At 67.5% G+C, this 19,689-nt stretch carries 20 protein-coding genes and 1 tRNA gene; 4 read left to right on the forward strand and 17 right to left on the reverse strand.

The annotated features are described in order from the left end of the window. Positions 1 to 35: 35 nt before the first annotated feature. From BLQ14_RS08415 to BLQ14_RS08425, 3 genes are read right to left on the reverse strand one after another with little or no spacing between them, the layout of a single operon-like run. Entirely contained in the window at positions 36 to 707 is a 672-nt protein-coding gene (locus tag BLQ14_RS08415; RefSeq protein WP_092500091.1) for a Crp/Fnr family transcriptional regulator, read from the reverse strand. Beyond that, positions 704 to 1,927 (reverse strand): FAD-dependent monooxygenase, encoded by a 1,224-nt coding sequence (locus BLQ14_RS08420; protein ID WP_092500092.1) that lies wholly within the window; start codon positions 1,925 to 1,927, stop codon positions 704 to 706. Before BLQ14_RS08420 ends, BLQ14_RS08415 begins: the two co-directional genes overlap by 4 nt. Beyond that, positions 1,924 to 2,619 (reverse strand): pyrimidine 5'-nucleotidase, encoded by a 696-nt coding sequence (locus BLQ14_RS08425; protein WP_092500094.1) that lies wholly within the window; start codon positions 2,617 to 2,619, stop codon positions 1,924 to 1,926. The genes BLQ14_RS08420 and BLQ14_RS08425 overlap by 4 nt, the downstream gene beginning before the upstream one ends. Positions 2,620 to 2,718: 99 nt before the next feature. Between BLQ14_RS08425 and BLQ14_RS08430 the strand changes: the two genes are divergently transcribed. Next, positions 2,719 to 3,369 carry a GntR family transcriptional regulator gene (locus BLQ14_RS08430; RefSeq protein ID WP_092500096.1) on the forward strand — a complete coding sequence of 217 codons (651 nt, stop codon included), beginning with the start codon at positions 2,719 to 2,721 and terminating at the stop codon, positions 3,367 to 3,369. On the opposite strand, the gene BLQ14_RS08435 is transcribed toward BLQ14_RS08430, so the two are convergent. Together BLQ14_RS08435 and carA are read right to left on the reverse strand one after the other, a co-directional pair. Beyond that, positions 3,335 to 5,101 (reverse strand): glycosyltransferase family 2 protein, encoded by a 1,767-nt coding sequence (locus tag BLQ14_RS08435; RefSeq protein WP_092500098.1) that lies wholly within the window; start codon positions 5,099 to 5,101, stop codon positions 3,335 to 3,337. The genes BLQ14_RS08430 and BLQ14_RS08435 overlap by 35 nt on opposite strands. A 148-nt stretch (positions 5,102 to 5,249) precedes the next feature. Beyond that, entirely contained in the window at positions 5,250 to 6,419 is a 1,170-nt protein-coding gene (gene carA, locus BLQ14_RS08440) for a glutamine-hydrolyzing carbamoyl-phosphate synthase small subunit (RefSeq protein ID WP_092500100.1), read from the reverse strand. A gap of 179 nt (positions 6,420 to 6,598) precedes the next feature. Here carA and BLQ14_RS08445 point away from each other — a divergent pair, with 179 nt between their 5' ends. After that, positions 6,599 to 7,063, forward strand: coding sequence for a GatB/YqeY domain-containing protein (locus tag BLQ14_RS08445; protein ID WP_092500102.1), 465 nt, complete (start codon positions 6,599 to 6,601; stop codon positions 7,061 to 7,063). A 49-nt stretch (positions 7,064 to 7,112) separates the two neighbouring features. Here the strand turns inward: BLQ14_RS08445 and BLQ14_RS08450 are convergent, their stop codons facing one another. The 3 genes from BLQ14_RS08450 to lipB all read right to left on the reverse strand — a co-directional run bounded on the left by BLQ14_RS08450 (position 7,113) and on the right by lipB (position 10,147). Then, positions 7,113 to 7,649 (reverse strand): DUF2244 domain-containing protein, encoded by a 537-nt coding sequence (locus tag BLQ14_RS08450; protein ID WP_092500103.1) that lies wholly within the window; start codon positions 7,647 to 7,649, stop codon positions 7,113 to 7,115. 1 nt (position 7,650) lies between these two features. Beyond that, the gene (gene ctaD, locus BLQ14_RS08455; protein WP_092500104.1) at positions 7,651 to 9,318 is read right to left on the reverse strand and encodes a cytochrome c oxidase subunit I; all 1,668 of its coding nucleotides are present in this window, start codon (positions 9,316 to 9,318) and stop codon (positions 7,651 to 7,653) included. A gap of 148 nt (positions 9,319 to 9,466) precedes the next feature. Beyond that, positions 9,467 to 10,147 (reverse strand): lipoyl(octanoyl) transferase LipB, encoded by a 681-nt coding sequence (gene lipB, locus BLQ14_RS08460; RefSeq protein ID WP_092500105.1) that lies wholly within the window; start codon positions 10,145 to 10,147, stop codon positions 9,467 to 9,469. A 183-nt stretch (positions 10,148 to 10,330) separates the two neighbouring features. On the opposite strand from lipB, the gene BLQ14_RS08465 reads away from it, so the two are divergent. After that, positions 10,331 to 10,417 (forward strand) — tRNA-Leu (locus BLQ14_RS08465). Between the two features lie 43 nt (positions 10,418 to 10,460). On the opposite strand, the gene BLQ14_RS08470 is transcribed toward BLQ14_RS08465, so the two are convergent. The 7 genes from BLQ14_RS08470 to BLQ14_RS08500 form a co-directional block, all read right to left on the reverse strand. Then, on the reverse strand, positions 10,461 to 11,159 hold the full coding sequence (locus BLQ14_RS08470; RefSeq protein WP_092500106.1) for a M48 family metallopeptidase: 699 nt from the start codon (positions 11,157 to 11,159) through the stop codon (positions 10,461 to 10,463). An 86-nt stretch (positions 11,160 to 11,245) separates the two neighbouring features. After that, on the reverse strand, positions 11,246 to 13,069 hold the full coding sequence (locus BLQ14_RS08475) for a M3 family oligoendopeptidase (protein ID WP_092500107.1): 1,824 nt from the start codon (positions 13,067 to 13,069) through the stop codon (positions 11,246 to 11,248). Positions 13,070 to 13,203: 134 nt separating this feature from the next. Beyond that, positions 13,204 to 13,956 (reverse strand): ABC transporter permease, encoded by a 753-nt coding sequence (locus BLQ14_RS08480; protein WP_092500108.1) that lies wholly within the window; start codon positions 13,954 to 13,956, stop codon positions 13,204 to 13,206. A gap of 3 nt (positions 13,957 to 13,959) precedes the next feature. Beyond that, positions 13,960 to 14,760 (reverse strand): ABC transporter ATP-binding protein, encoded by an 801-nt coding sequence (locus BLQ14_RS08485; protein ID WP_092500230.1) that lies wholly within the window; start codon positions 14,758 to 14,760, stop codon positions 13,960 to 13,962. Continuing rightward, the gene (locus tag BLQ14_RS08490; RefSeq protein WP_092500109.1) at positions 14,747 to 15,508 is read right to left on the reverse strand and encodes an ABC transporter permease; all 762 of its coding nucleotides are present in this window, start codon (positions 15,506 to 15,508) and stop codon (positions 14,747 to 14,749) included. The genes BLQ14_RS08485 and BLQ14_RS08490 overlap by 14 nt, the downstream gene beginning before the upstream one ends. Positions 15,509 to 15,590: 82 nt before the next feature. Further along, on the reverse strand, positions 15,591 to 16,577 hold the full coding sequence (locus tag BLQ14_RS08495) for an ABC transporter substrate-binding protein (RefSeq protein WP_092500110.1): 987 nt from the start codon (positions 16,575 to 16,577) through the stop codon (positions 15,591 to 15,593). A gap of 83 nt (positions 16,578 to 16,660) precedes the next feature. Next, complete coding sequence (locus tag BLQ14_RS08500) at positions 16,661 to 17,350, reverse strand: FadR/GntR family transcriptional regulator (RefSeq protein ID WP_092500111.1); 690 nt, start codon at positions 17,348 to 17,350, stop codon at positions 16,661 to 16,663. A gap of 155 nt (positions 17,351 to 17,505) precedes the next feature. Between BLQ14_RS08500 and BLQ14_RS08505 the strand changes: the two genes are divergently transcribed. Beyond that, positions 17,506 to 18,204: a fumarylacetoacetate hydrolase family protein gene (locus tag BLQ14_RS08505; protein ID WP_092500112.1), complete on the forward strand. Its 699-nt coding sequence runs from the start codon at positions 17,506 to 17,508 to the stop codon at positions 18,202 to 18,204. 61 nt (positions 18,205 to 18,265) lie between these two features. Here BLQ14_RS08505 and BLQ14_RS08510 read toward each other — a convergent pair whose 3' ends face one another. Together BLQ14_RS08510 and BLQ14_RS08515 are read right to left on the reverse strand one after the other, a co-directional pair. Then, a complete protein-coding gene (locus BLQ14_RS08510) occupies positions 18,266 to 18,652 on the reverse strand; it encodes a response regulator (protein ID WP_176759535.1) in 387 nt (128 codons plus the stop codon). Between the two features lie 32 nt (positions 18,653 to 18,684). Then, positions 18,685 to 19,689: a glucokinase gene (locus tag BLQ14_RS08515; RefSeq protein WP_092500114.1), complete on the reverse strand. Its 1,005-nt coding sequence runs from the start codon at positions 19,687 to 19,689 to the stop codon at positions 18,685 to 18,687.

Raw genomic sequence — 19,689 nt, forward strand, 5'->3', positions numbered from 1 at the left:
GCGCTGTCTGTGACCTTGTCACGGAGGGCGCCGTTTCACCCGGAGGCGGCAAAACGTGCCAGGGCATCGGGGTCGATGAGCCTGGTCCGCCCGCGCCCAAGCTCGACCCAGCCACGGCGCTGGAATTCGCCCAGCTGGCGCGAGACCACCTCGCGCGCGGTGCCCAGTTCGGCGGCAAGTTCGGCTTGGGTCAGTCGCACCTCGCCGTCCGCGTTTGCCAGCTGCACGAGCCGCTCGGCGATGCGCAGATCCATCCGCCCGAACACGACATCGTCGATGACGCGGAAAAGGTCGACGATGCGGTTGGCATAGGCCGAAAACACGAAGTCCCGGAACTCGGGCGCGTCGGCCAGAAGCTCCTCGAAGGTCGATTTCGGCACCTCGGCGGCGACCACATCGCTTTCGGCGATGCCTTCGGCGAAGTAGTTGTGCTGGGTGAACAGGCAGGCGCTGGTCATCACGCAGCTCTCGCCGGCGCTGACACGGTAGAGCACAATCTCGCGCCCGCTGTCGGATTGCTGCGCGACCCGCACCGTGCCCTCGAGCAGAAACAGCATGCCCGAGGGCGTGTGGCCCGGACCGAAGATGCGGTCACCGGCGCGGAAACGCCGGATGCGCGCCGCATTCTCGAGCTTTCGCCGCAGCTGCGGGCTGAGCCGGCGCAGCCCCGCAAAACGCTCCGTCCAGCCCGCCTCCTTCCCACTCATGGCCGGGAGGATGCACGATGGCCGCCAAGCCCCGCAAGCATCACCTGGCGGCGCAATGGCGCGATGTCATGCACGAGCCTCAGCCCCAGCGCGCGCAGCGCCTGGACCGGTGGCGCACCGGACCGGCAGACCCGGTTGAACAGGTCGATGGCGGCGGCGCGCGCGGCGATGTCGCGGGAGCGGGCGCGGGCGTAGGCGGCAAGCACCGGCTCCGCGCCGGGGTCGCCGTCTCCATGAGCGCGCGCCGCCTCCACGAGTGCGGCCACATCGACGAGCGAGGTGTTGAGCCCCTGGGCGCCGATCGGGGGCAGGGTGTGTGCGGCTTCGGCGACAAGCGCAACCCGCCCCGCGGTCAGGCGCCGGGCCCGACGGGTGAGGACCGGGAACATAGCCCGCGCGCTCAACAGGCGCAGCGGCCCGTAGAGCGCGCAGCTGCGCTCGGTCGCTGTGCGTTCGAACGCCGCGCGCTCAAGCTCCATCAGCCGCAGAGCCTCGCGCCCGTCATTCATCCACACCACCGCAGAGGCGGGGCGCCCCTCCTGATTGCCGAGCGGCACCAGAGTGAAGGCGCCGCCCTCGTTGTAGATCTCGGTGGAGACGTTGTGATGCGGCTCGCTGTGGCTGACGGTGAAGGTCAGCGCCTTCTGCCCGTAGCGGGTGGTATCCGCCTCGATGCCGGCGGCGTCGCGTACGGCGGACTCGCGGCCGTCGGCGCCGACGAGAAGGCGCGCGGCGATGCGCCGGCCGTCGAGGAGCCGGACGATGATGAGGTCGTCGCGCGCCAGCATGTCGCGGAAGCCTGTGCCCAGCGCAAGCTCGACACGGGTCTCGGCACGCAGATGCGCGATGAGCGCCGCGCGCGTCGCGGCATTCATCAGGTTCCACCCGAAGGGGGTCGCGCCGGTTTCATCGGAACGGAACAGCCGGCGGGCGCGGATGCGTGGCGGCCAACCGGTGCTGTCAACCGCCTCGAGCGCCTCGAGCGGCGTCGCAAACGGGGCGAGGCGCTCCCACAGGCCGGAGCGTTCCAGAAGCGCCTGCGCGGGACGCAGGAAGGCCGTCGAGCGCAGGTCAGGTCCCCGCGCGCCCTCGGGCACGGCACCTTGCGGGGCGGGATCGGCGAGGAGCACCGAAAAGCCCTCCGCCGCGAAGGCCGCCGCGGCGATGAGCCCGGCGAGCCCGCCGCCGGCGATGACGACATCGCGCTCCTCGCGGCTCATGGACGGGCTCCTTCCGAAGCGCTTTCTGCGCGCGCCGGGGTCAGCGACGCCAGAAAGCCGGGCAGGTCGTCGGTATGGTGGTGAATGTGCGGCGCCGGCTGGGGCAGGGGCGCGACGTGTACCGTGCGCATGCCCATCGCATGGGGAGCGGCGAGATTGCGCGCGTCATCCTCGAAGATCGCCGCTTCCTCCGCTCGCCCGCCGTCGCGCGCGAGCACCTCGGCAAAGGCGGCGGGCTCTGGCTTGGGGCGGAAGCCGGCGTGCTCCACGCCATAAACGGCGTCGAAGATGCCCGACAGCCCGCGCGCCTCGAGCACCCGCTCGGCGTGCCGCGCCGAGCCGTTGGTGTGCACAATGCGCCGCCCCGGCAGGTCCGCGATGGCCCGCCTCAGCGACGGGTCGGGCTCCAGATGCTCGAGCGAGATGGCGTGCACCTCATCGAGATAGGCGTGCGGTTCCACCCCGTGTTCGGCCATCAGACCCGCCAGCGTGGTGCCGTAGCGCGCCCAGTAGTCGCGGCGCAGCCGGTCGGCATCGGCGTGGGCGAGCCCCAGCGCCTTGCTCACCCACTCGGTCATCCGCGCCTCGATCTGATCGAACAGCCGTGCCTCGGGCGGGTACAGCGTGTTGTCGAGGTCGAAGATCCACAGCCGGACGTGGGAAAATGCGGTGAAGAGCTGGTTGGCGGGCATGGCGCGGAGACTATCTTCTGCATATTCTGGCCGCAACGGATGTGTGCCGTTCCCACCGGCCTGTCCAGAGGGAATGCCGCAAAGCCGAGGAAGTGAACCGTGAAGGAACCTCGCCCTGCCCAGAAGGACGCCTACGCGCTGATCCTCGAAGCCATCGACAGTGGCATCTACAACCCCGGCGACCGGCTGGTGGAAAGCGAGCTCGCCGAGCGTTTCGGGGTTTCCCGCACACCGGTGCGCGAGGCGTTGCAGCGGCTCGAGACGCAGGGGCTTCTGACACGGGACGGGCGGAGCCTGATCGTCTCGTCACTCGATCACAACGCGCTGGCAGAGCTTTACGTCGTCCGCGCCGAGCTCGAGGGGCTTGCCGCCGCGCTCGCTGCGCGTCACGCCACGCGGGAGGAGGTGCGCGTGTTGCGCGAATTCGTCGAAGAGGATCGCAAGCTAATGGGCGATCCGCGCGCGCTGGCCCGCGCCAACCGCCGCTTCCACCGCCAGATCCACCTCGCTTCGCACAACCGTTTCCTCATGCAGCAGCTCGAGATGGTGCATCGCTCGATGGCGTTGCTGGCGACCACGTCCTTTGCGGTCGAGGGCCGTGACGCCGAAGGGCTGAACGAGCACGCCCGCATCGTCGAGGCGATCGCCGCGGGAGATGCCGCTGCGGCCGAGGCGGCGCTGAAGGAGCATATCTCGAAGGCTTTCGAAACGCGTCTCAAGCTCGACGCGAGCGCGGCCGCAGCCGAGTGACGTCGCGCCCCCGGCGACGGCGCGGGCTAACCCGGCCGTGTTCGGTCTTGTCCCAGAAAAAGGGGCGGTGGATCACCTCCCAGAGGCCCTTGGCCACGGCGACGCTGGCCATCAGGTAATAGACATGCAGAAGCGGCGCCCACGGCACAAGCGCACGCCGCTGCCGCCCCGCGCGCCAGAGCGCCGCGGCCGAGGCGGAGAGGTTGATCGCCTCGCAGGTCAGAAAGCCTGCCCACAGCGCGTGGCCCAACGGGGCTGACAGCATCGGATCGAGGGGATGCGGCAGGCCGAAGAGAATCAGCCAGAAACTCCACAGGAACGGCTGCAACGCGAACTGGATCACCGTTCCAAGAAACAGGACCTGAAAGCCCATAAAGCGCCACCAGCCAAGCTCGCGCAGCAGGCGGCGCGGGGCGCGCATGTGCACACCCCAGGTGACGGCGTAGCCCTTCAGCCAGCGCGAGCGCTGCCTGATCCAGGCCGAGGGGCTGGATGCGGCCTCCTCGGTCGTGACGGTGTCAAGGAGCTCGACGCGGTAGCCGAAACGCGCGAGGCGCACGCCGAGGTCTGCGTCCTCGGTGACGTTGTGCGCATCCCAGCGCCCCATTTCCTCAAGCGCGGGACGGCGGAAGAAGAGTGTCGTCCCCCCGAGAGGGACGACGAGGCCAAGCCGCGCCAGCCCCGGCAGGACAAGGCGGAACCATGTGGCATATTCGATCGTGAAGCAGCGTGTGAGCCAGTTCTGGCCGCTGTTGTAGAAGTCCAGCACGCCCTGCACCCCGGCCACCTCGGCAGGTGCGCGGTGCAGATGGCTGACAACCTTCTCGATCTGGTCGGGGGCGGGCGCGTCCTCGGCATCCCAGACACCGATGATTTCGCCTCGGCAGAAGTCGAGAACGAAGTTCAGCGCCCGCGGTTTGGTGCGGACGCTTCCGCCGGGAACGATCACCGCGCGCATCCACGCCGGCAGGTCGGCGCGTTCGAGGGCGGCGCGGGTGATGTCGTCATCCTCTTCAACCGCGAAGCAGATTTCGAGGCGGTTGCGCGGGTAGCGCACCCGGCAAAGACGCTCGATCAATGCGCCGGCAATCGAGGCCTCGCGAAAGAGCGGCACGATGACCGAAACCATCGGCCGCTCTGGCATGAGAACGAGGGGGCCGCGCTCCTCGCCGGGGCGCGGGCGCGGCGGGGCGAGGGCGGCCAGCGCGGCGGCGAGCTTGAGCGCGGTTGCCAGCAGCATCGCGGTGACGGCCAGCGCGGTCAGCGCGGCGAGCACCGTCTTTGGCGCGACGAGGGTCACGGCGCCGAAGAGCTGAAGCCAGGCCAGAGCCTCCAGGGGCCTCACCGCGCCCGCGAGCGCGCGGCAACTGACCGGCTCGGGCACATGCGCTTCGGCCGCGCGCGCCAGCGTCGCGCCGAAATGATGGCGAAGCGCCTCCTCGATGTCGCGGGGAGCTGCGAGGATCGGCCGCACCGGGCCAAGCGCCGTCTCGATCATGCGGCGCCGGGCGGCGAGCCGTTCGGGATCGGCGGTCGCCACGAGCGTCTCGCGGCCGGCGCGGCGCAAGGGCAACATCCCGAGGCGCAGGCAAAGCGCGGGGCCCAGCGCCTCGACCAGCCGGGGCTCGGGCGGTTGCGCCAGGAGATCGGCCCGTGCCAGCCGGCGTGGCGGCGTTGAGCTGTTGGCAGGGCGGGGCGCGGCTTCCGGCACCCCTCGCGGGCTCGCAGACACGCCGGCGGCGCCGTTCGCTTCCTCGGCGATCCTGCGAGGGCTCGGAACACTCTCCACGACACCACCCTGTCAGCACGGGCCGACAGGGTGCGCCGCCGCTCCTTAATGGCCGGTTAAGCGCGTTATCGGGTGGGGCGGCGCCGCGGCTTCAGGCGGTGGTCTGTTTGCGAGCGGCAATGGCGGCTGCGAAACGCTCGAAAAGATAGTAGCTGTCCTGCGGACCGGGGCTCGCCTCCGGGTGATACTGCACCGAGAAGACCGGGCGGTCGGTCATCCGGATGCCGCAGTTGGACCCGTCGAAGAGTGAAACGTGGGTCTCGATCACGCCGTCGGGCAGGGTCTGGCTGTCGACCGTGAAGCCATGATTCATGGAGGTGATCTCCACCTTGCCGGTCTCGAGATCCTTCACCGGATGATTGGCGCCGTGATGACCGTGGTTCATCTTCACCGTGCGCGCGCCGAGTGCGAGGGCGAGCATCTGATGACCGAGGCAGATGCCGAAGATCGGTATCTCGGTCTTCTCCATCACTTCGCGGATCATCGGCACGGCGTATTCGCCTGTCGCTGCCGGATCGCCCGGCCCGTTCGAGAGAAACAGCCCCTCGGGCTGATGGGCAAGCACCTCTTCCGCGCTCGCGGTGGCCGGCAGAACGATCACGTCGCAGCCCGCGGAGGCCAGACAGCGCAGGATGTTGCGCTTGGCACCGTAATCGATCGCCACCACGCGGTGCCCGGGCCCTTCGCGCCGCCCGTAGCCGCCGGGCCAGGCCCAGCGGGTCTCGTTCCAGCGGTAGGACTGGCGGCAGGTGACCTCCCTTGCGAGATCAAGCCCGACGAGGCCGGGAAAGGCGCGCGCCGAAGCCACCAGCGCCTCGATGTCGATATTGCCCTCGGGGTCGTGCGCCAGGGCGACATGGGGCGCGCCCTGCTGGCGGATGGCGCGGGTGAGCCTGCGCGTGTCCACGCCGCCGATGCCGATGCGCCCGTGACGGGCGAGCCAGGCGTCGAGCCGCTCTGCGGCGCGCCAGTTCGAGGGTTCGGTCGGATCCCATTTCACCACCAGCCCCTCGGCCACGGGGCGGTCGGCCTCGTCGTCCTCGGGGTTGACGCCGACGTTGCCGATGTGGGGAAAGGTGAAGGTCACCACCTGCCCGGCATAGGAGGGATCGGTCATGATCTCCTGGTAGCCGGTCATGGCGGTGTTGAAGCAAAGCTCGGCAGTGGTCTGGCCAGTGGCGCCAAAGCCGCGGCCCCAGAAGAGCGTCCCGTCGGCAAGGGCGAGGCAGGCGGTGTGATCGGAACGGCGAGCAGTCGGCATGTTTCTTCCCCGGAATGGCTGGCGGGGAACCTATGCCCGCCCCCTCAGCGGGTCAAGGGCGGGCGGAAAAACGGTATCTCAATGTTTTCAATGGCTTGCTCGCGGTGGCCGTGGTTGCGGCTGGTGCCGCGGCACGCTATGTTCGTGGCTTGCGACGAAAAACGGAAGATGGGACGCCGATGCAACTGCGAGACAGGATCGCCGCCGAACTTAAGGCGGCGATGAAGAACCGGGAGGAAACGCGGCTCGCCACGCTTCGCCTCATCAACGCCGCGCTCAAGGACCGCGAGATCGCGCTGAGGGGCGCGGGTGAAGAAGGAGGCGCGGGCCTCACCGACGAGGAGGTACGCGCCATTCTGGCCAAGATGGTCAAGCAACGGCAGGAGAGCGCGCGCGCCTACGAGGAGGGCGGACGGCTCGATCTGGCCGAGCGCGAGCGCGACGAGATCGCGGTGATCGAGGAATTCCTGCCCCGGCAGCTTTCGGACGAGGAAATCCGCCGGGCGGTGGAAGAGGCCATCACCGAGACCGACGCCAAGTCCATCCGTGACATGGGCCGGGTGATGGGCGCGTTGAAGAAGCGCTACACCGGGCAGATGGATTTCGGCCGCGTCGGCGGCATGGTGAAGGAGCGCCTCGCCTGAGCGGCGCCGAAGCGGCGCGTGAGCCTTCTGTGGCGCTCGCCGGCTACGGTCAGCGCTTCACCCGTGCCAGCTCTGCGAGAAGTTCCCGATAGAGCGTCTCGCGCTCTTCGGGGCTGAGAAAGGCGCCAAGCTCAACCTGCCGACCGCCGCCTCTCAGCGTGATGTAGTTCGGCACCGGGCCGCCCGCGCGGTGCAGCTCGACGTCCACCCAGTAGGGGTTGGCCGACCACTCCTGCCGCCGCCCGCGCGGGTCGGTGCGCACGAGTTCGATGCGGTCGTGCCAGAGCCGCAGATCCTCGCGCAGCTGCGCATCCCGGTAGCTGCGTTCGAGAAAATACCAAAGAAGCGCCAGCGTCCCCATCAAAAAGGGCAGGAGTCCCCACAGCACGATGCTGCCCAGAACCGCGAGCAGCGGCAGGCAGAGAAGCGCGAATGTGGCGAGGATGAAGCCGGCGAAGCCACGCCGCGGCAGCGAGCGGTGCGGCCAGAGCACCAGATGCGCAAGCGGCCTGTCGCGGCCTTCACGGGAAAAGGCCCCGGACTTTGCCGGGGCCTCCTCGTCTTCCTTGTGCCAGCGTGCCGGCATCTCAATGCGCGGGCGACCGGTCCCAGTCTTCGCGCTTGGGCAGGGTCTCGAAGGTGTGGGCAGGAGCCGGCGAGGGCACCGTCCACTCGAGCGTGTCGGTGGGCAGACCCCAGTAGTTGGGCTCGCTCACGCGGCGCCCGGCGAAGAGGGTGTAGATGATCACCGCGAAGAAGAACAGGAAGCTCGCGAAGGCGATGAAGGCGCCGATCGACGAGATGTAGTTCCAGTAGGCGAAGGCCTCCGGGTAGTCGATGTAGCGCCGCGGCATGCCCTGACGGCCCAGGAAGTGCTGGGGGAAGAAGGTCAGGTTGGAGCCGATGAACATCGTCCAGAAGTGCAGCTTGCCCGCCCACTCGGGATACTGCCGGCCGCTCATCTTGCCGAGGTAGAAGTAGATGCCGGCGAAGATGGCAAACACGGCGCCGAGGCTCATCACGTAGTGGAAGTGAGCGACCACGTAGTAGGTGTCGTGATAGGCCCGGTCGACGGGCGCCTGGCTGAGCACCACGCCGGTCACGCCACCGATGGTGAACAGGAACAGGAAGCCGAAGGCCCAGAGCATCGGCGTGCGGAACTCGATGGAGCCGCCCCACATGGTGGCGATCCAGGAGAACACCTTGATGCCCGTGGGCACGGCGATGACCATGGTCGCCAGCATGAAGTAGGCCTGTTGGGTGATCGACATGCCCACCGTGTACATGTGGTGCGCCCAGACGACGAAGCCGAGCACGCCAATGGCGATCATCGCCCAGACCATCGGCAGGTAGCCGAAGATCGGCTTCTTCGAGAAGGTCGAGACGACGTGCGAGATGATCCCGAAGCCCGGCACGATGATGATGTAGACCTCGGGGTGGCCGAAGAACCACAGGATGTGCTGGTACAGGATCGGGTCACCGCCGCCCGCCGGGTCGAAGAAGGTGGTGCCGAAGTTGCGGTCGGTCAGCAGCATGGTGATGGCGCCCGCCAGAACCGGCAGTGCCAGCAGGATCAGCCACGCGGTGACGAAGATCGACCAGCTGAACAGCGGCACCTTGAACAGCGTCATGCCCGGCGCGCGCATGTTCAGGAAGGTGACGATCATGTTGATCGCGCCGAGGATCGACGAGGCGCCCGAGACGTGCACGGCGAAAATCGCCAGATCCATCGAATAGCCGCCTTCAAGCGTCGAGAGCGGCGGATAGAGCACCCAGCCCACGCCCGACCCGAGCTGGCCGTTGCCACCGGGGCTCAGCACCGAGGCGATGGCCAGCGAGGTGCCGGCGACATACATCCAGTAGCTGAGGTTGTTCATCCGCGGGAACGCCATGTCCGGCGCGCCGATCTGCAGCGGCATCAGGAAGTTGCCGAAGCCGCCGAAGAGGGCGGGGATCACCACGAAGAACATCATCAGGATGCCGTGCGCGGTGACGACAACGTTCCAGAGGTGGCCGTTGGGTGTGCATTCGCCGGCTGCGGCCGCGGTGAAGCGCGCCCCCTCAAGGCACATGTACTGCACCCCGGGCTCCATCAGCTCCATGCGCATGTAGACGGTGAAGGCCACCGCGATGAAGCCGACGATCGCCGAGGTCACCAGGTAGAGAATGCCGATGTCCTTGTGGTTCGTCGACATGAACCAGCGGGTGAAGAAACCCGGATGGTGGTCGTGGTCATGGATGGCTGCGTCGGCCATGCCGTACCTCCTCGTTCTTGAGCTGCTCCCGCCGGCGCGAGTCGCAACGCCAGTCGCAACACGGCTGCGGAGTTGCTCTGCTTCTAGCGTCCGCGGTGCCCGAGAGCAACGCGCAGCACGTCGTATCGGGCCGCGCGGCGGCAGTTTGTCACGTCTCAGGCTCAGCTTTTGGTGGGGTCGTCTCCCCGAACGCGGTGGCGAAGGTCCGGCGCAGCGCCGCGTCCACCTCATCCATGGTCACGGGAAGCCCGAGATCCACGAGGCTTGTGACCCCGTGGCCACGGATGCCGCACGGCACGATGCCGTCGAAATGGCTCAGGTCCGGCTCCACGTTGATGGACAGGCCATGAAAGCTGACCCAGCGGCGGATGCGCACGCCGATCGCGGCAATCTTGTCCTCGCGCGGGCTCCCGTCGGGCAGGGGCGGCCTCTCGGGGCGTGTCACCCACACGCCGACCCGCCCGTCGCGCGTCTCGCCACGCACATTGAACTCCGCGAGCGTGGCAATCACCCACTCTTCCAGCTGGCGCACGAAGCGGCGCACGTCCCGGCCGCGCCGCGACAGGTCAAGCATCACGTACACCACGCGTTGGCCGGGCCCGTGGTAGGTGAACTGCCCGCCCCGCCGCGTCCAGTGCACGGGGAACCGGTCCGGATCGGTGAGGTCCTCGATCCGCGCGGAGGTGCCGGCGGTGTAGAGAGGCGGGTGCTCGAGAAGCCAGATCGCCTCGTCGGCATGGCCGGAGCGAATCGCCTCGGCCCGCGCCTCCATGAAGGCAACCGCTTCCTCGTAGGGCACGAGTGAGCGTGAGGTGATCCACTCCACCATGGGCGGGCTCCCGGGCGCTCTGGCGACGGGCCGGGTATAGCGGGCCTGCGCGGCGCGAGACAAGGCCGCGGCGGAGCTGGCGGGCGCCCTGGCGGGAAGTGCGAAAAATCTTTGCCCGCGCGTCGTCGGGGGTCTTCACATCGCGCGCCGGGTGGTCTATCTGACGCGCCACTGGTCACGGATGCGGCCGTGGCGGAATTGGTAGACGCGCAGCGTTGAGGTCGCTGTGGGGTAACACCCGTGGAAGTTCGAGTCTTCTCGGCCGCACCACTCTTCACATCTTCACAGCTGGATGGCGTGCCGTCAGGCGGCTCTATGTCCTTCCGTCGATCTGGCGCCAGCGCTCCTCGAGCTTTTCGATCGCAGCGATGCGCTCCTCCACTTTCGGGTGGCTCATCAGCCATGCCGGAACCGCCCCGTGGCTGGCCTGGGTGAGGCGCTCGAGCTTGGCGAAGAGGGATTTTTGCGGCGCGGTGCCGATTCCGGCCTTGGTCAGAAGGGCGGCGGCATAGGCATCGGCCTCGAACTCGTCGCTGCGCGAGAGGCGCGCGGCCAGCAGCATGGTCAGGAAATTCGCGATCATTGCGCCGAGCCCGGGCAGGAAGCGCGAGAGCACCATTGCGAGCGCGGTCCTCAGCGCGTTCTGGCCCGAGAAGTCGATCATCCGCCGACGGGTATGGCCCAGCGCCACATGGCCAAGCTCATGGGCGATGACCGAAGCGAGCTCGTCGGCGCTGACCTCCCCGGCGCGGTAGCGGTCGTAGAATCCGCGGGTGATGAAGATCCGGCCGTCGGGCGCCGCGAGCCCGTTGACCGGCGCGATCTCGTAGATGTGCACGCGGATCTTCGGCAGATCGAGCGCAGCGGCCATCCGGTCGCACAGCACCTTGAGCAGCGGGTCGGCAAGCTCGGTGGAGCGCGCGTCAAGCTCGCGGGCGGTGCGCCAGGCCGAGAAGCGGTACATCGCCAGCGCGTAGAGAACGGCCAGAAGGATCGGCGTGAACTTCAGCATGCCACAGATATGGCCCGGTCTGCTGCCGGTTCCAAGCCGGATGCGGCCGGGGCGCGAAGTTTGAAAGGCCCCGGCCGAACGCCGCCTCAGCCCTCCATCGCCTCGAGCTCGTCGATCATCCGCGAGATCATCGACAGCCCCTTGTCCCAGAAGGCCGGATCGCGCGCATCAAGCCCGAAGGGCGCCAGAAGCTCGCTGTGATGCTTCGAGCCGCCGGCCTTCAGCATCTCGAGGTATTTCTCCTGGAATGCCGGGTCGCCTTCCTCGTAGACGGCATAGAGCGCATTCACGAGCCCGTCGCCGAAGGCATAGGCATAGACGTAGAAGGGCGAGTGCACGAAGTGGGGAATGTAGCTCCAGAAGCTCTCGTAGCCCTCCATGAACTCGAAGGCCGGGCCGAGGCTTTCGGCCTGCACGCTCATCCACAGCGCGCCGATGTGCTCGGGCGTGAGCTCCCCTTCCTCGCGACGGGCCGCATGCAGCTTGCACTCGAAGTCGTAGAAGGCGATCTGGCGCACCACGGTGTTGATCTGGTCCTCCACCTTGCCCGCGAGCAGCACCTTGCGGGTGGCGTTATCCCTGGCGCTCGCCAGAAGCTTGCGGAAGGTGAGCATCTCGCCGAAGACGCTCGCGGTCTCGGCCAGCGTCAGCGGCGTCGATGACAGAAGCTCGCCCTGTCCTGCGGCCAGCACCTGATGCACGCCGTGGCCAAGCTCATGGGCGAGCGTCATCACGTCGCGCGGCTTGCCGAGGTAGTTGAGCAGGACATAGGGGTGCACCTCCGTCACCGTGGGATGGGCGAAGGCGCCGGGCGCCTTGCCGGGCTTCACGCCGGCATCGATCCAGCCCTTCTCGAAGAAGGGGCGCGCGATCTCGGCCATCTTCGGGGAGAATTCCGCGTAGGCGTCGAGCACCAGTTTCTCCGCTTCCTCCCACGGGATCAGCCGCGGCTCCTCCATCGGCAGGGGCGCGTTGCGGTCCCACACCTGCAGCTTGTCGAGCCCGAGCCAGCGGCGCTTCAGCTCGTAGTAGCGGTGCGAGAGTTTCGGGTAGGCCGCGACCACGGCGTTGCGCAGCGCCTCCACCACCTCCGGCTCCACGTCATTGGCCAGATGCCGAGAATATTGCGGCGTGGGCATCTTGCGCCAGCGGTCCTCGATCTCCTTTTCCTTGACCAGCGTGTTGTGGACGCGGGCGAAGAGCTTGATGTTGGCGGTGAAGACGCGGGCGAGCGCCCGCGCGGCCGCCTCGCGTTTCGCCCGGTCATGCTCGGTCAGCAGGTTCAGCGTTGCCTCGATGCCGAGCTCCTCGCCATCGACCTCGAAGGTCAGCCCCGCGATGGTCTCGTCGAAGAGCTTGTTCCAGGCGCTGGCGCCCACCACCGACTGGTCGTGCAGGAACCGCTCGAGCTCGTCGGAAAGCTGGTGCGGGCGCATCTTGCGCATGCGGTCGAAGACCGGCTTGTAGCGGGCCAGATCGGCGTTTTCGGCCAGAAGCCGGGCAAGGTGGTCATCCTCGAGGCGATTGAATTCCAGCGAGAAGAAGACGAGCGGCGTGGTGTAGTCGGTGATCCTGTCCTGGCAGTCGGAGAGGAACTTGGCGCGCTCGGCGTCGGTCGTGGCCTGATAATAGCGCAGGCCCGCATAGCTCATGATCCGGCCCGAGACGGTGGAGATGCGCTCGTAGCGGCGCACGCATTCGAGAAGCCCTGCGGCATCGAGCGTGGCGAGCTTGCCCTCGTAATCGGCGGCGAAGGCGGCGCATTCCTGCTTCAGCCAATCCATGTCGCGCTTGAGCTCGGGCGCGTCGGGGGCGGGGTAAAGATCGCTCAGATCCCACTCGGGCAGCTGGCCGAGCTCCTGCGCGCCCTTCTCGGCAGCGTCGAAGACGGGACGGAAATGCTTTGTCATGGTCTGATCCTTGTCTCGTTCCGCCCCGACATAGGGGCAGGGAGCGGCGAGGTTCAAGCGCTCTGGCCCTGACAAGGGCGAGAAGCCCCGACGCCCGCACGGCGGCGACGGGCGCAGGCGGTGGGCGATCTGCCCTAACGCGCCGCGGCGTAATAGGCGACCTTGCGCTCGAGCCAGGCGAGAAACTCCGCAAGCGTGAAGGCGAGCGCAAAGAGCACGATCAGCACCGCCCAGAAATGCGCCATCAGGAAGTTCGCCGAGTAGAGCTCGAACAGCGCGCCGAAGCCGACGATGGAGATGAGGAGCTGGCCGATGATCACGCCCTTCACGGCGCGGATCACCCCGATGCGCACGCCGCCCAGGATCTCCGGCAGGGCGGCCCAGAAATAGACCTTGGTGAAGGCATCCCACGGCCGGGCGCCGAAGCTGCGCGCCATCTCGACGAGCGAGCGGTTGATGCCCTGCACGCCCGCGCGCGCATTGAGAATGATGATCCAGATGGCGAAAAGCGTGGTGGTGATGACGATCGCCTTCATCCCGAAGCCGAACAGCACCATCAGTACCGGCACGAGCGCCGTGAGGGGCGCGGAGAGGAAGATGTTGACCCACGGCAGCAGAAGCTCGTCGATGAGCCGGCTCTTGCCCATCAGGATGCCCACCGGAATGCCGATCACCACGGCAAAGAAGACGCCCGCGAGAAACGCATAGGCCGTCTCGAACAGCGCCTTCTGGAAGGCGGCGGTGCCGATGATCTCGTAGAGCGTGGCAATGACTTCGCTCAGCGGCGGCAGGAAGAAGCTGAAACCCGTGCGCCCCACGAGCTCCCACAGAAGCCCCCAGAGGATGAGCGAGGACATGCCCGGCAGGCGGACGCCGAAGATCTTCATCACCTACTCCACGTAAGACCTGAGCGAGGCCCAGATGCGGTCAACAATGTCGAGGTATTCGGAATCGCGGCGGATGTTGGCGACATCCTTGGTTCTCAGCCCCTCGGGGCGGATGATTTCCGACACGCGGCTTGGCCGCGGCAGGAGAATCGCGATCTGGTCGGAGACATAGACCGCCTCCTCGATGGAGTGGGTGACGAAGATGAAGGTCTTTCGCTCCTGCGCCACCAGCTCGAGGAGATCCTCCTGAAACTTGCGGCGGGTCTGTTCGTCCACCGCCGAGAAGGGCTCGTCCATCAGCAGGACCTCCGCATCGACGGCGAGCGCGCGCGCAAGCCCCACGCGCTGGCGCATGCCGCCCGAAAGCTCATGCGGGTAGCTCTTCTCGAAGCCCGAAAGCCCCACCTTGGCAATGTATTTTTCCGCGATCGCCTCGCGCTCGGAGCGCGCAACGCCTCTCAGCTCGAGCCCGAAGGCGACGTTTCGCAGCACCGTCGCCCAGGGCAGAAGGGCGAAATCCTGAAACACGAAGGCGCGGTCGGGTCCGGGGCCGGTGACGGGGTGGCCGTTGACCTCGACCTCGCCGGCGGTGGGCTCCAGAAGCCCTGCGATGATCTTCAGGAGCGTGGTCTTGCCGCAGCCCGAGGGCCCGAGGAGCGATGTGAGCTGCCCGCGGGGGAAATCGAGCGAGAGGTTCCTGAGCGCCTCGACCGAGCCGTAGGTCTTGGACACGCCGCGCACGCGCACCGCCATCTGCGGCGCTGCGCCGGCGGTCTCGACAAGGGAGAGATCAGTCTGAGGCATGGCCACGGAATCGTCCTCCGAACAGGGCGCGCTCGATCATCTCGAGCACGTTGAGAAACAGCACCGCCAGAAGGATGATGGAGAAGATGGCGGCATACATGCTGGGGTAGTCGGCGATCGAACGGCTGTAGGTGATGATGTCGCCCACGCCCGTGGGGGTGATCTTGAGCTCGGCAAGGATCGCGCCGATGAAGCCTGCCGAAGTGCCGAGCCGCAGCCCCGAGAAGATCAGCGGCGAGGCGGCCGGCAGCACGATCTTGAGAATGATGTCGCGCCGTGTGCCGAGGAAGGCGCGCCCCATCTCGGTGAGCGAGGCGGGCGTGTTGCGCACCGCGCCGGCGGTGTTGAGCACGATCACCGGCATCGCCATGATGCACACGACGAAGACCTTCGACGTCAGGCCGATGCCGTAGACCATCACCAGAAGCGGGATCAGCGCCGCGAGCGGCGCGGCCTGCATGACGATGAAGATCGGCGAGAACAGCCAGTCGAACCAGCCCGAGAGCCCGATGGCAAGCCCGATGGCGATGCCGAGCACCGCCGAGATCGCCACGCCGATGACCAGCGGGCGCAGCGTGTCGGCAAATGCGGTCAGGAGCGCGCCGTCCGCCAGCATGGCGAAGAGCGCGGCCATCGAGTCGAGAAATGTGGGGAAGGCATAGGAGACGGGGATGCGTCCCGCGATCTCCCAGGCGCCGAAGACGATCGCCGCCGAGAGCAGTTTCAGGACAAGGGAGCGTTCGGGCATGTCATCTCATCCGCATGGGTGAAAGGCGCACCGGCCCCCGCAAGGGAGAGGGGGAGATGGGGCCGGTGCAAGGCGCGCGCTCCTACTTGCCGAGCTTTTCGATGGCCCGGTCGAGCGGCGCGAAGTACCAGAAGTCGTTGATGTCGAGCGTGGCGGGATCGCCCTCGAGCTGCCCGGCCTTGGAATACCATTCCATGTCGGCCATCGCCGCCTTGCGCCCGCCGCCGTCGCGGTCATAGAGCCCGCCCTCGACCGCCTCGCGGTAGAAGTTGTCGAGGTTGTCGAGGATCTCCTTGGGCAGCTGCCCGATCGGCCCGTTCGGGTCGGTCTCCCGGGAGATGATGGTGGGATCTTCGTTCATGTCCCGCCACACCGACAGGAGCGCCTCGACAAGGATGTTCACCGCCTCCTCGTTTTCCCTGATCCAGTTGAGGTTGGCGAACAGCGCCTCGTCGGATGCCTCGACATCGAACATCGGCAGCACGTTGAACTTGTCGCCATGCTCGCGCATCAGCTTGTTCTTGTTGGCCAGATCGATGATCGTCGCTTCCGCCTGTCCGGCCACGAGCGCCACGACACGGTTGGCCGAGCCCGGCACATAGGAGCGCTTGCCGAACTTGATGCCCACGCGCTCCTCGATGACGTTGGCGATGGAGTCGGTGCCGCCACCCCGCGAGTGCAGAAGGATCGGCACGCCGTCGAGATCCTCAAGCCTTGAATACTTCTTCGTCGTGACCGGGAAGAACTTCAGCTTCGAGATCTGGAAGATGATGCGGATGGGCGCCTTCGAGCGCTGCATCACGGCGTATGGCGTGCCGAAGCCGATGTCCATCTGCCCCGAAAGCACCGCCTGAATGGCGAGTTCCTCGTCGGAGAAGGCCGTCCACTCGTAGTCGAGCCCCATCTTCCTCGCCCTGTCGAGGGCCACGAAAAACGCCGCAAGCTCGTCGGAGGGCGTCTCGGCGAGCGCGATGCGTACCTTCTCGGCATGCGCCGCCCCGAGCATCGCCCCGCCGGCGACGATCGCCGCCGCCAGAAGGCGCGTTGTCGTCTTCACGATACTGAACATGGCTTTCCTCCCTGAGATACCGTGATCTTCTCGTCCCTGTCGGGGCGCCGGCTTGTGCTGCCGGTCGCCCGTGTCCTGCCCGATCAGACCTCCCCGAAAAGCCGCGCCGAGACCGAGCCGATGTGGGCGCGCATGGCTGCCTGTGCCTCGCCGGGGTCGCGCGCCTCGATCGCGGACGCGATGCGGGCGTGTTCGGCAAAGCTCGGATGGTCGCGCGGCGGCCGCTCGGTCTCGCGCACCACGCTGCGCCAGGCGACGGCCCGCTGCACCTGATTGAGCTGGTCGTAGAGCGCGGCGAGCAGGATGTTGTCGGCCGCGCGTGCCACGGCGCGGTGGAAACGGTCGTCGGCGGCCTCGTAACCGGCCCAGTCGGCGGCTTCGACGGCCTCGCGCTCGGCCCGGCGGATCGCCGCAACTGCCTCGGCCGAGGCATTCATGGCCGCTTCCCGCGCGATTGCCGGTTCCAGGCAGAGCCGGGCGCGCATCATCTTCACCGGCGTGAGCTGTTGGCTTATCTCCGCAAGCCAGCCCGGTTGCCGCGGAACGGATTTCGCGGCCACGAATGTGCCCTTGCCCACATGGCGCCAGATCGCGCCGTCGTTCTCCAGCTTTTCCAGCGCCTTGCGCAGGGTGGTCCGGCTCATGCCCAGCTCGACCATCAGGTCGCGCTCCGGCGGCAGCCGGTCGCCGGGTCCATAGCCGCCATCGACAATGAAGGCCTGCAGCCGCTCGATGGCCAGCTCGCGCTCCGCATCTGCCGGTCTGGTGAGCACATCTCCTCCGAATTGATCGATCAATTTGGTTGATTTGGTCCCATTAAGGGGTAAGAAAGGGATTCGAGCAACATCAAATCGCCGATCATGGCCAATTGGTTGGATCAATCGGGATCATTTGGCGCGAATCGGCGCCGGAACAGGGAGAGAAGGGAATGGAAGGCAAGGTTCCGCAGTTCGTGATTCCGGCGCCCTCGGTGGTGGCGCTTCCCGTGGCCGGCACCGACGCCCTGTTTCCGGTGCGCAGGGTTTACTGCATCGGCCGCAACTACGCCGCGCACGCGGTGGAGATGGGGCATGATCCCGACCGCGAACCGCCCTTCTTCTTCCAGAAGAACCCGGACAACCTCGACCCGTCGGGCGAGTTTCCCTATCCGCCCAAAAGCACGGACGTGCATCACGAGGCGGAGATGGCGGTGATGCTGAAGGCGGGGGGCACCGACATACCGATCGATGAGGCGCTTGACTGCGTCTTCGGCTACGCCCTGGCGCTCGACATGACCCGGCGCGATCTGCAGGGGCAGGCCAAGAAGATGGGCCGGCCCTGGGAGATCGGGAAGGCCTTCGAGCGCTCCGCCCCGGTGGGGCCGGTGCATCCGGTCTCCGAGGTGGGCCACCTCAGCGAGGGCGCGATCACGCTCAAGGTCAACGGCGAGCTCCGGCAGGAGGGCGACCTCAACCAGATGATCTGGAAGGTGCCGGAGATGATTGCCTATCTGTCGGAATATTTCGAGCTTGCGCCGGGCGACGTGATCCTGTCGGGCACACCTGCGGGCGTCGGTCCGGTGGTGCGGGGCGACGTGATGGAGGTGGCCATCGACGGTCTCGGCGCCATGAAGGTGAGGGTGGTCTGACGCCTGCCTTCCCGACCGGCCCGAGGCGCCGGTTAGCGGCGCGGGGCAGGCCGGGCGAGGTTCAGATGCGCCCGGCTATTCTTTCCATGCAGTCGAGCAGTTCGCGGGCCTCGAACGGCTTGGGCAACACCGCGTCGGGCCGCTCGACCGGGATGTGGCCCAGGCTGACGCCGGCGGCATGGCCGGTGGTCAGCACGAAGCGCTTGCGCCGGTGGCGGCTGTCGCCGCGCATTCTCCTCAACAGAGCCATCCCGTCCATGCCCGGCATGCAAAGATCGCATATGACCACATCGATGGGGGCGCTCTCGAGCAGCTGCAAGGCCTCTTCGGCCGAGCAGGCGGTGCGCACCTGACGCACCCCGAAACGCTCCAGAAGCTGGAGCAGAACCTGGCGGCTCACCGACATGTCGTCGACCACCAGCACGCGGAGTTCGCTGCGCAAGGCCATGGCGGCCCTTTCGAAGTGACCGGGCCGCAGCATCACCCGTTTTGGTTAAGCCCGCGTGAACCGCCTCGGTTCCGGCGCGCTTCGAGATACGCGGCGCAGCCGGCGAGCGCGGCGAAATCGTCCTCGATCACCGAGACGGCGAAGTTCTGCATGAACCCGGCGAATCGGCCCTTGTCGCGAAAGGCCTCGGCAAAGCCATGGCGGGCGAGATGCGGGGCGATGGCGCGCGAGACGCCGCCGACAAGATGGATGCCGCCGAAAGGCAGGTGAATGAGGGCGAGATTGCCCGCCACGCGCCCCAGCATCGACACGAAAACCGAAAGCGCCCTCTCGGCGCGCGCCTCCCCGGCCTCGGCGGCGGCCACGATCTCGGCCCCGCGCGCCTCGCGCGGCGCGCCCTCGCGGTGGCCGAGCCAGGCGTAGACGCGCTCGAGCCCGCGGCCCGAGAGCACATCCTCCACCGCCGGAAAACCATGCGCCGTCTCCACGAAGCGGCAGAGCGAAAGCTCCTCCTCGTTGCGGATCGGCAGGTTGGCGTGGCCGGCCTCGGAGGGCGGAACATGGCGGCCGGCGGGCGTCTCGTGCACCGCGGCGGCGTTGAAGCCGGTGCCGACCCCGATCACCAGCCGGTCACGTCCGAGCGGTCGGGCAGGGCCCGGCACCACCGGGCGGATGTTTTCTGCCGCGATATGGTCAAGCGCCCAGCCCTGTGCCTGCAGGTCGTTGAGCAGCGCCACCTGCTCGGCCCGCGTGGCCCGGGCAAGCGTGGCCTCGTCGATCGTCCAGTCGAGGTTTGTCAGCGTCCCCACCCCGTCATGCACGGGGCCCGCGACCGCCACGCAGGCACCGGCGCAGTCCACGCCGCCTTCCTCCTCGATGTAGCGGGTGAGCACCGTCTCGAGGCCGGGAAACTCGGCGTTGCGGTAGCGGCGGATGGTCTCGGGCAGAAGCCGCTCGCCCTCGGCCAGCGCAACGCGGGTGTTGGTGCCGCCGATGTCGGCGACAAGCGAGTATCGGTCAGGCGGGAATGCGGGCAT

Source organism: Meinhardsimonia xiamenensis, assembly GCF_900102905.1.
Taxonomy (GTDB): domain Bacteria; phylum Pseudomonadota; class Alphaproteobacteria; order Rhodobacterales; family Rhodobacteraceae; genus Meinhardsimonia; species Meinhardsimonia xiamenensis.

Bases quoted from the DNA above. Each gene is read 5' to 3' on its own strand.
- BLQ14_RS08515 (WP_092500114.1), bottom strand. From the start codon at position 19,689: ATGCCCGCATTCCCGCCTGACCGATACTCGCTTGTCGCCGACATCGGC.
- lipB (WP_092500105.1), bottom strand. From the start codon at position 10,147: ATGGTGGAGTGGATCACCTCACGCTCACTCGTGCCCTACGAGGAAGCG.
- BLQ14_RS08485 (WP_092500230.1), bottom strand. From the start codon at position 14,760: ATGCCTCAGACTGATCTCTCCCTTGTCGAGACCGCCGGCGCAGCGCCG.
- BLQ14_RS08480 (WP_092500108.1), bottom strand. From the start codon at position 13,956: ATGAAGATCTTCGGCGTCCGCCTGCCGGGCATGTCCTCGCTCATCCTC.
- carA (WP_092500100.1), bottom strand. From the start codon at position 6,419: ATGCCGACTGCTCGCCGTTCCGATCACACCGCCTGCCTCGCCCTTGCC.
- BLQ14_RS08475 (WP_092500107.1), bottom strand. From the start codon at position 13,069: ATGACAAAGCATTTCCGTCCCGTCTTCGACGCTGCCGAGAAGGGCGCG.
- BLQ14_RS08470 (WP_092500106.1), bottom strand. From the start codon at position 11,159: ATGCTGAAGTTCACGCCGATCCTTCTGGCCGTTCTCTACGCGCTGGCG.
- ctaD (WP_092500104.1), bottom strand. From the start codon at position 9,318: ATGGCCGACGCAGCCATCCATGACCACGACCACCATCCGGGTTTCTTC.
- BLQ14_RS08425 (WP_092500094.1), bottom strand. From the start codon at position 2,619: ATGCCCGCCAACCAGCTCTTCACCGCATTTTCCCACGTCCGGCTGTGG.
- BLQ14_RS08420 (WP_092500092.1), bottom strand. From the start codon at position 1,927: ATGAGCCGCGAGGAGCGCGATGTCGTCATCGCCGGCGGCGGGCTCGCC.
- BLQ14_RS08415 (WP_092500091.1), bottom strand. From the start codon at position 707: ATGAGTGGGAAGGAGGCGGGCTGGACGGAGCGTTTTGCGGGGCTGCGC.
- BLQ14_RS08490 (WP_092500109.1), bottom strand. From the start codon at position 15,508: ATGCCCGAACGCTCCCTTGTCCTGAAACTGCTCTCGGCGGCGATCGTC.
- BLQ14_RS08505 (WP_092500112.1), top strand. From the start codon at position 17,506: ATGGAAGGCAAGGTTCCGCAGTTCGTGATTCCGGCGCCCTCGGTGGTG.
- BLQ14_RS08495 (WP_092500110.1), bottom strand. From the start codon at position 16,577: ATGTTCAGTATCGTGAAGACGACAACGCGCCTTCTGGCGGCGGCGATC.
- BLQ14_RS08445 (WP_092500102.1), top strand. From the start codon at position 6,599: ATGCAACTGCGAGACAGGATCGCCGCCGAACTTAAGGCGGCGATGAAG.
- BLQ14_RS08510 (WP_176759535.1), bottom strand. From the start codon at position 18,652: ATGGCCTTGCGCAGCGAACTCCGCGTGCTGGTGGTCGACGACATGTCG.
- BLQ14_RS08450 (WP_092500103.1), bottom strand. From the start codon at position 7,649: ATGCCGGCACGCTGGCACAAGGAAGACGAGGAGGCCCCGGCAAAGTCC.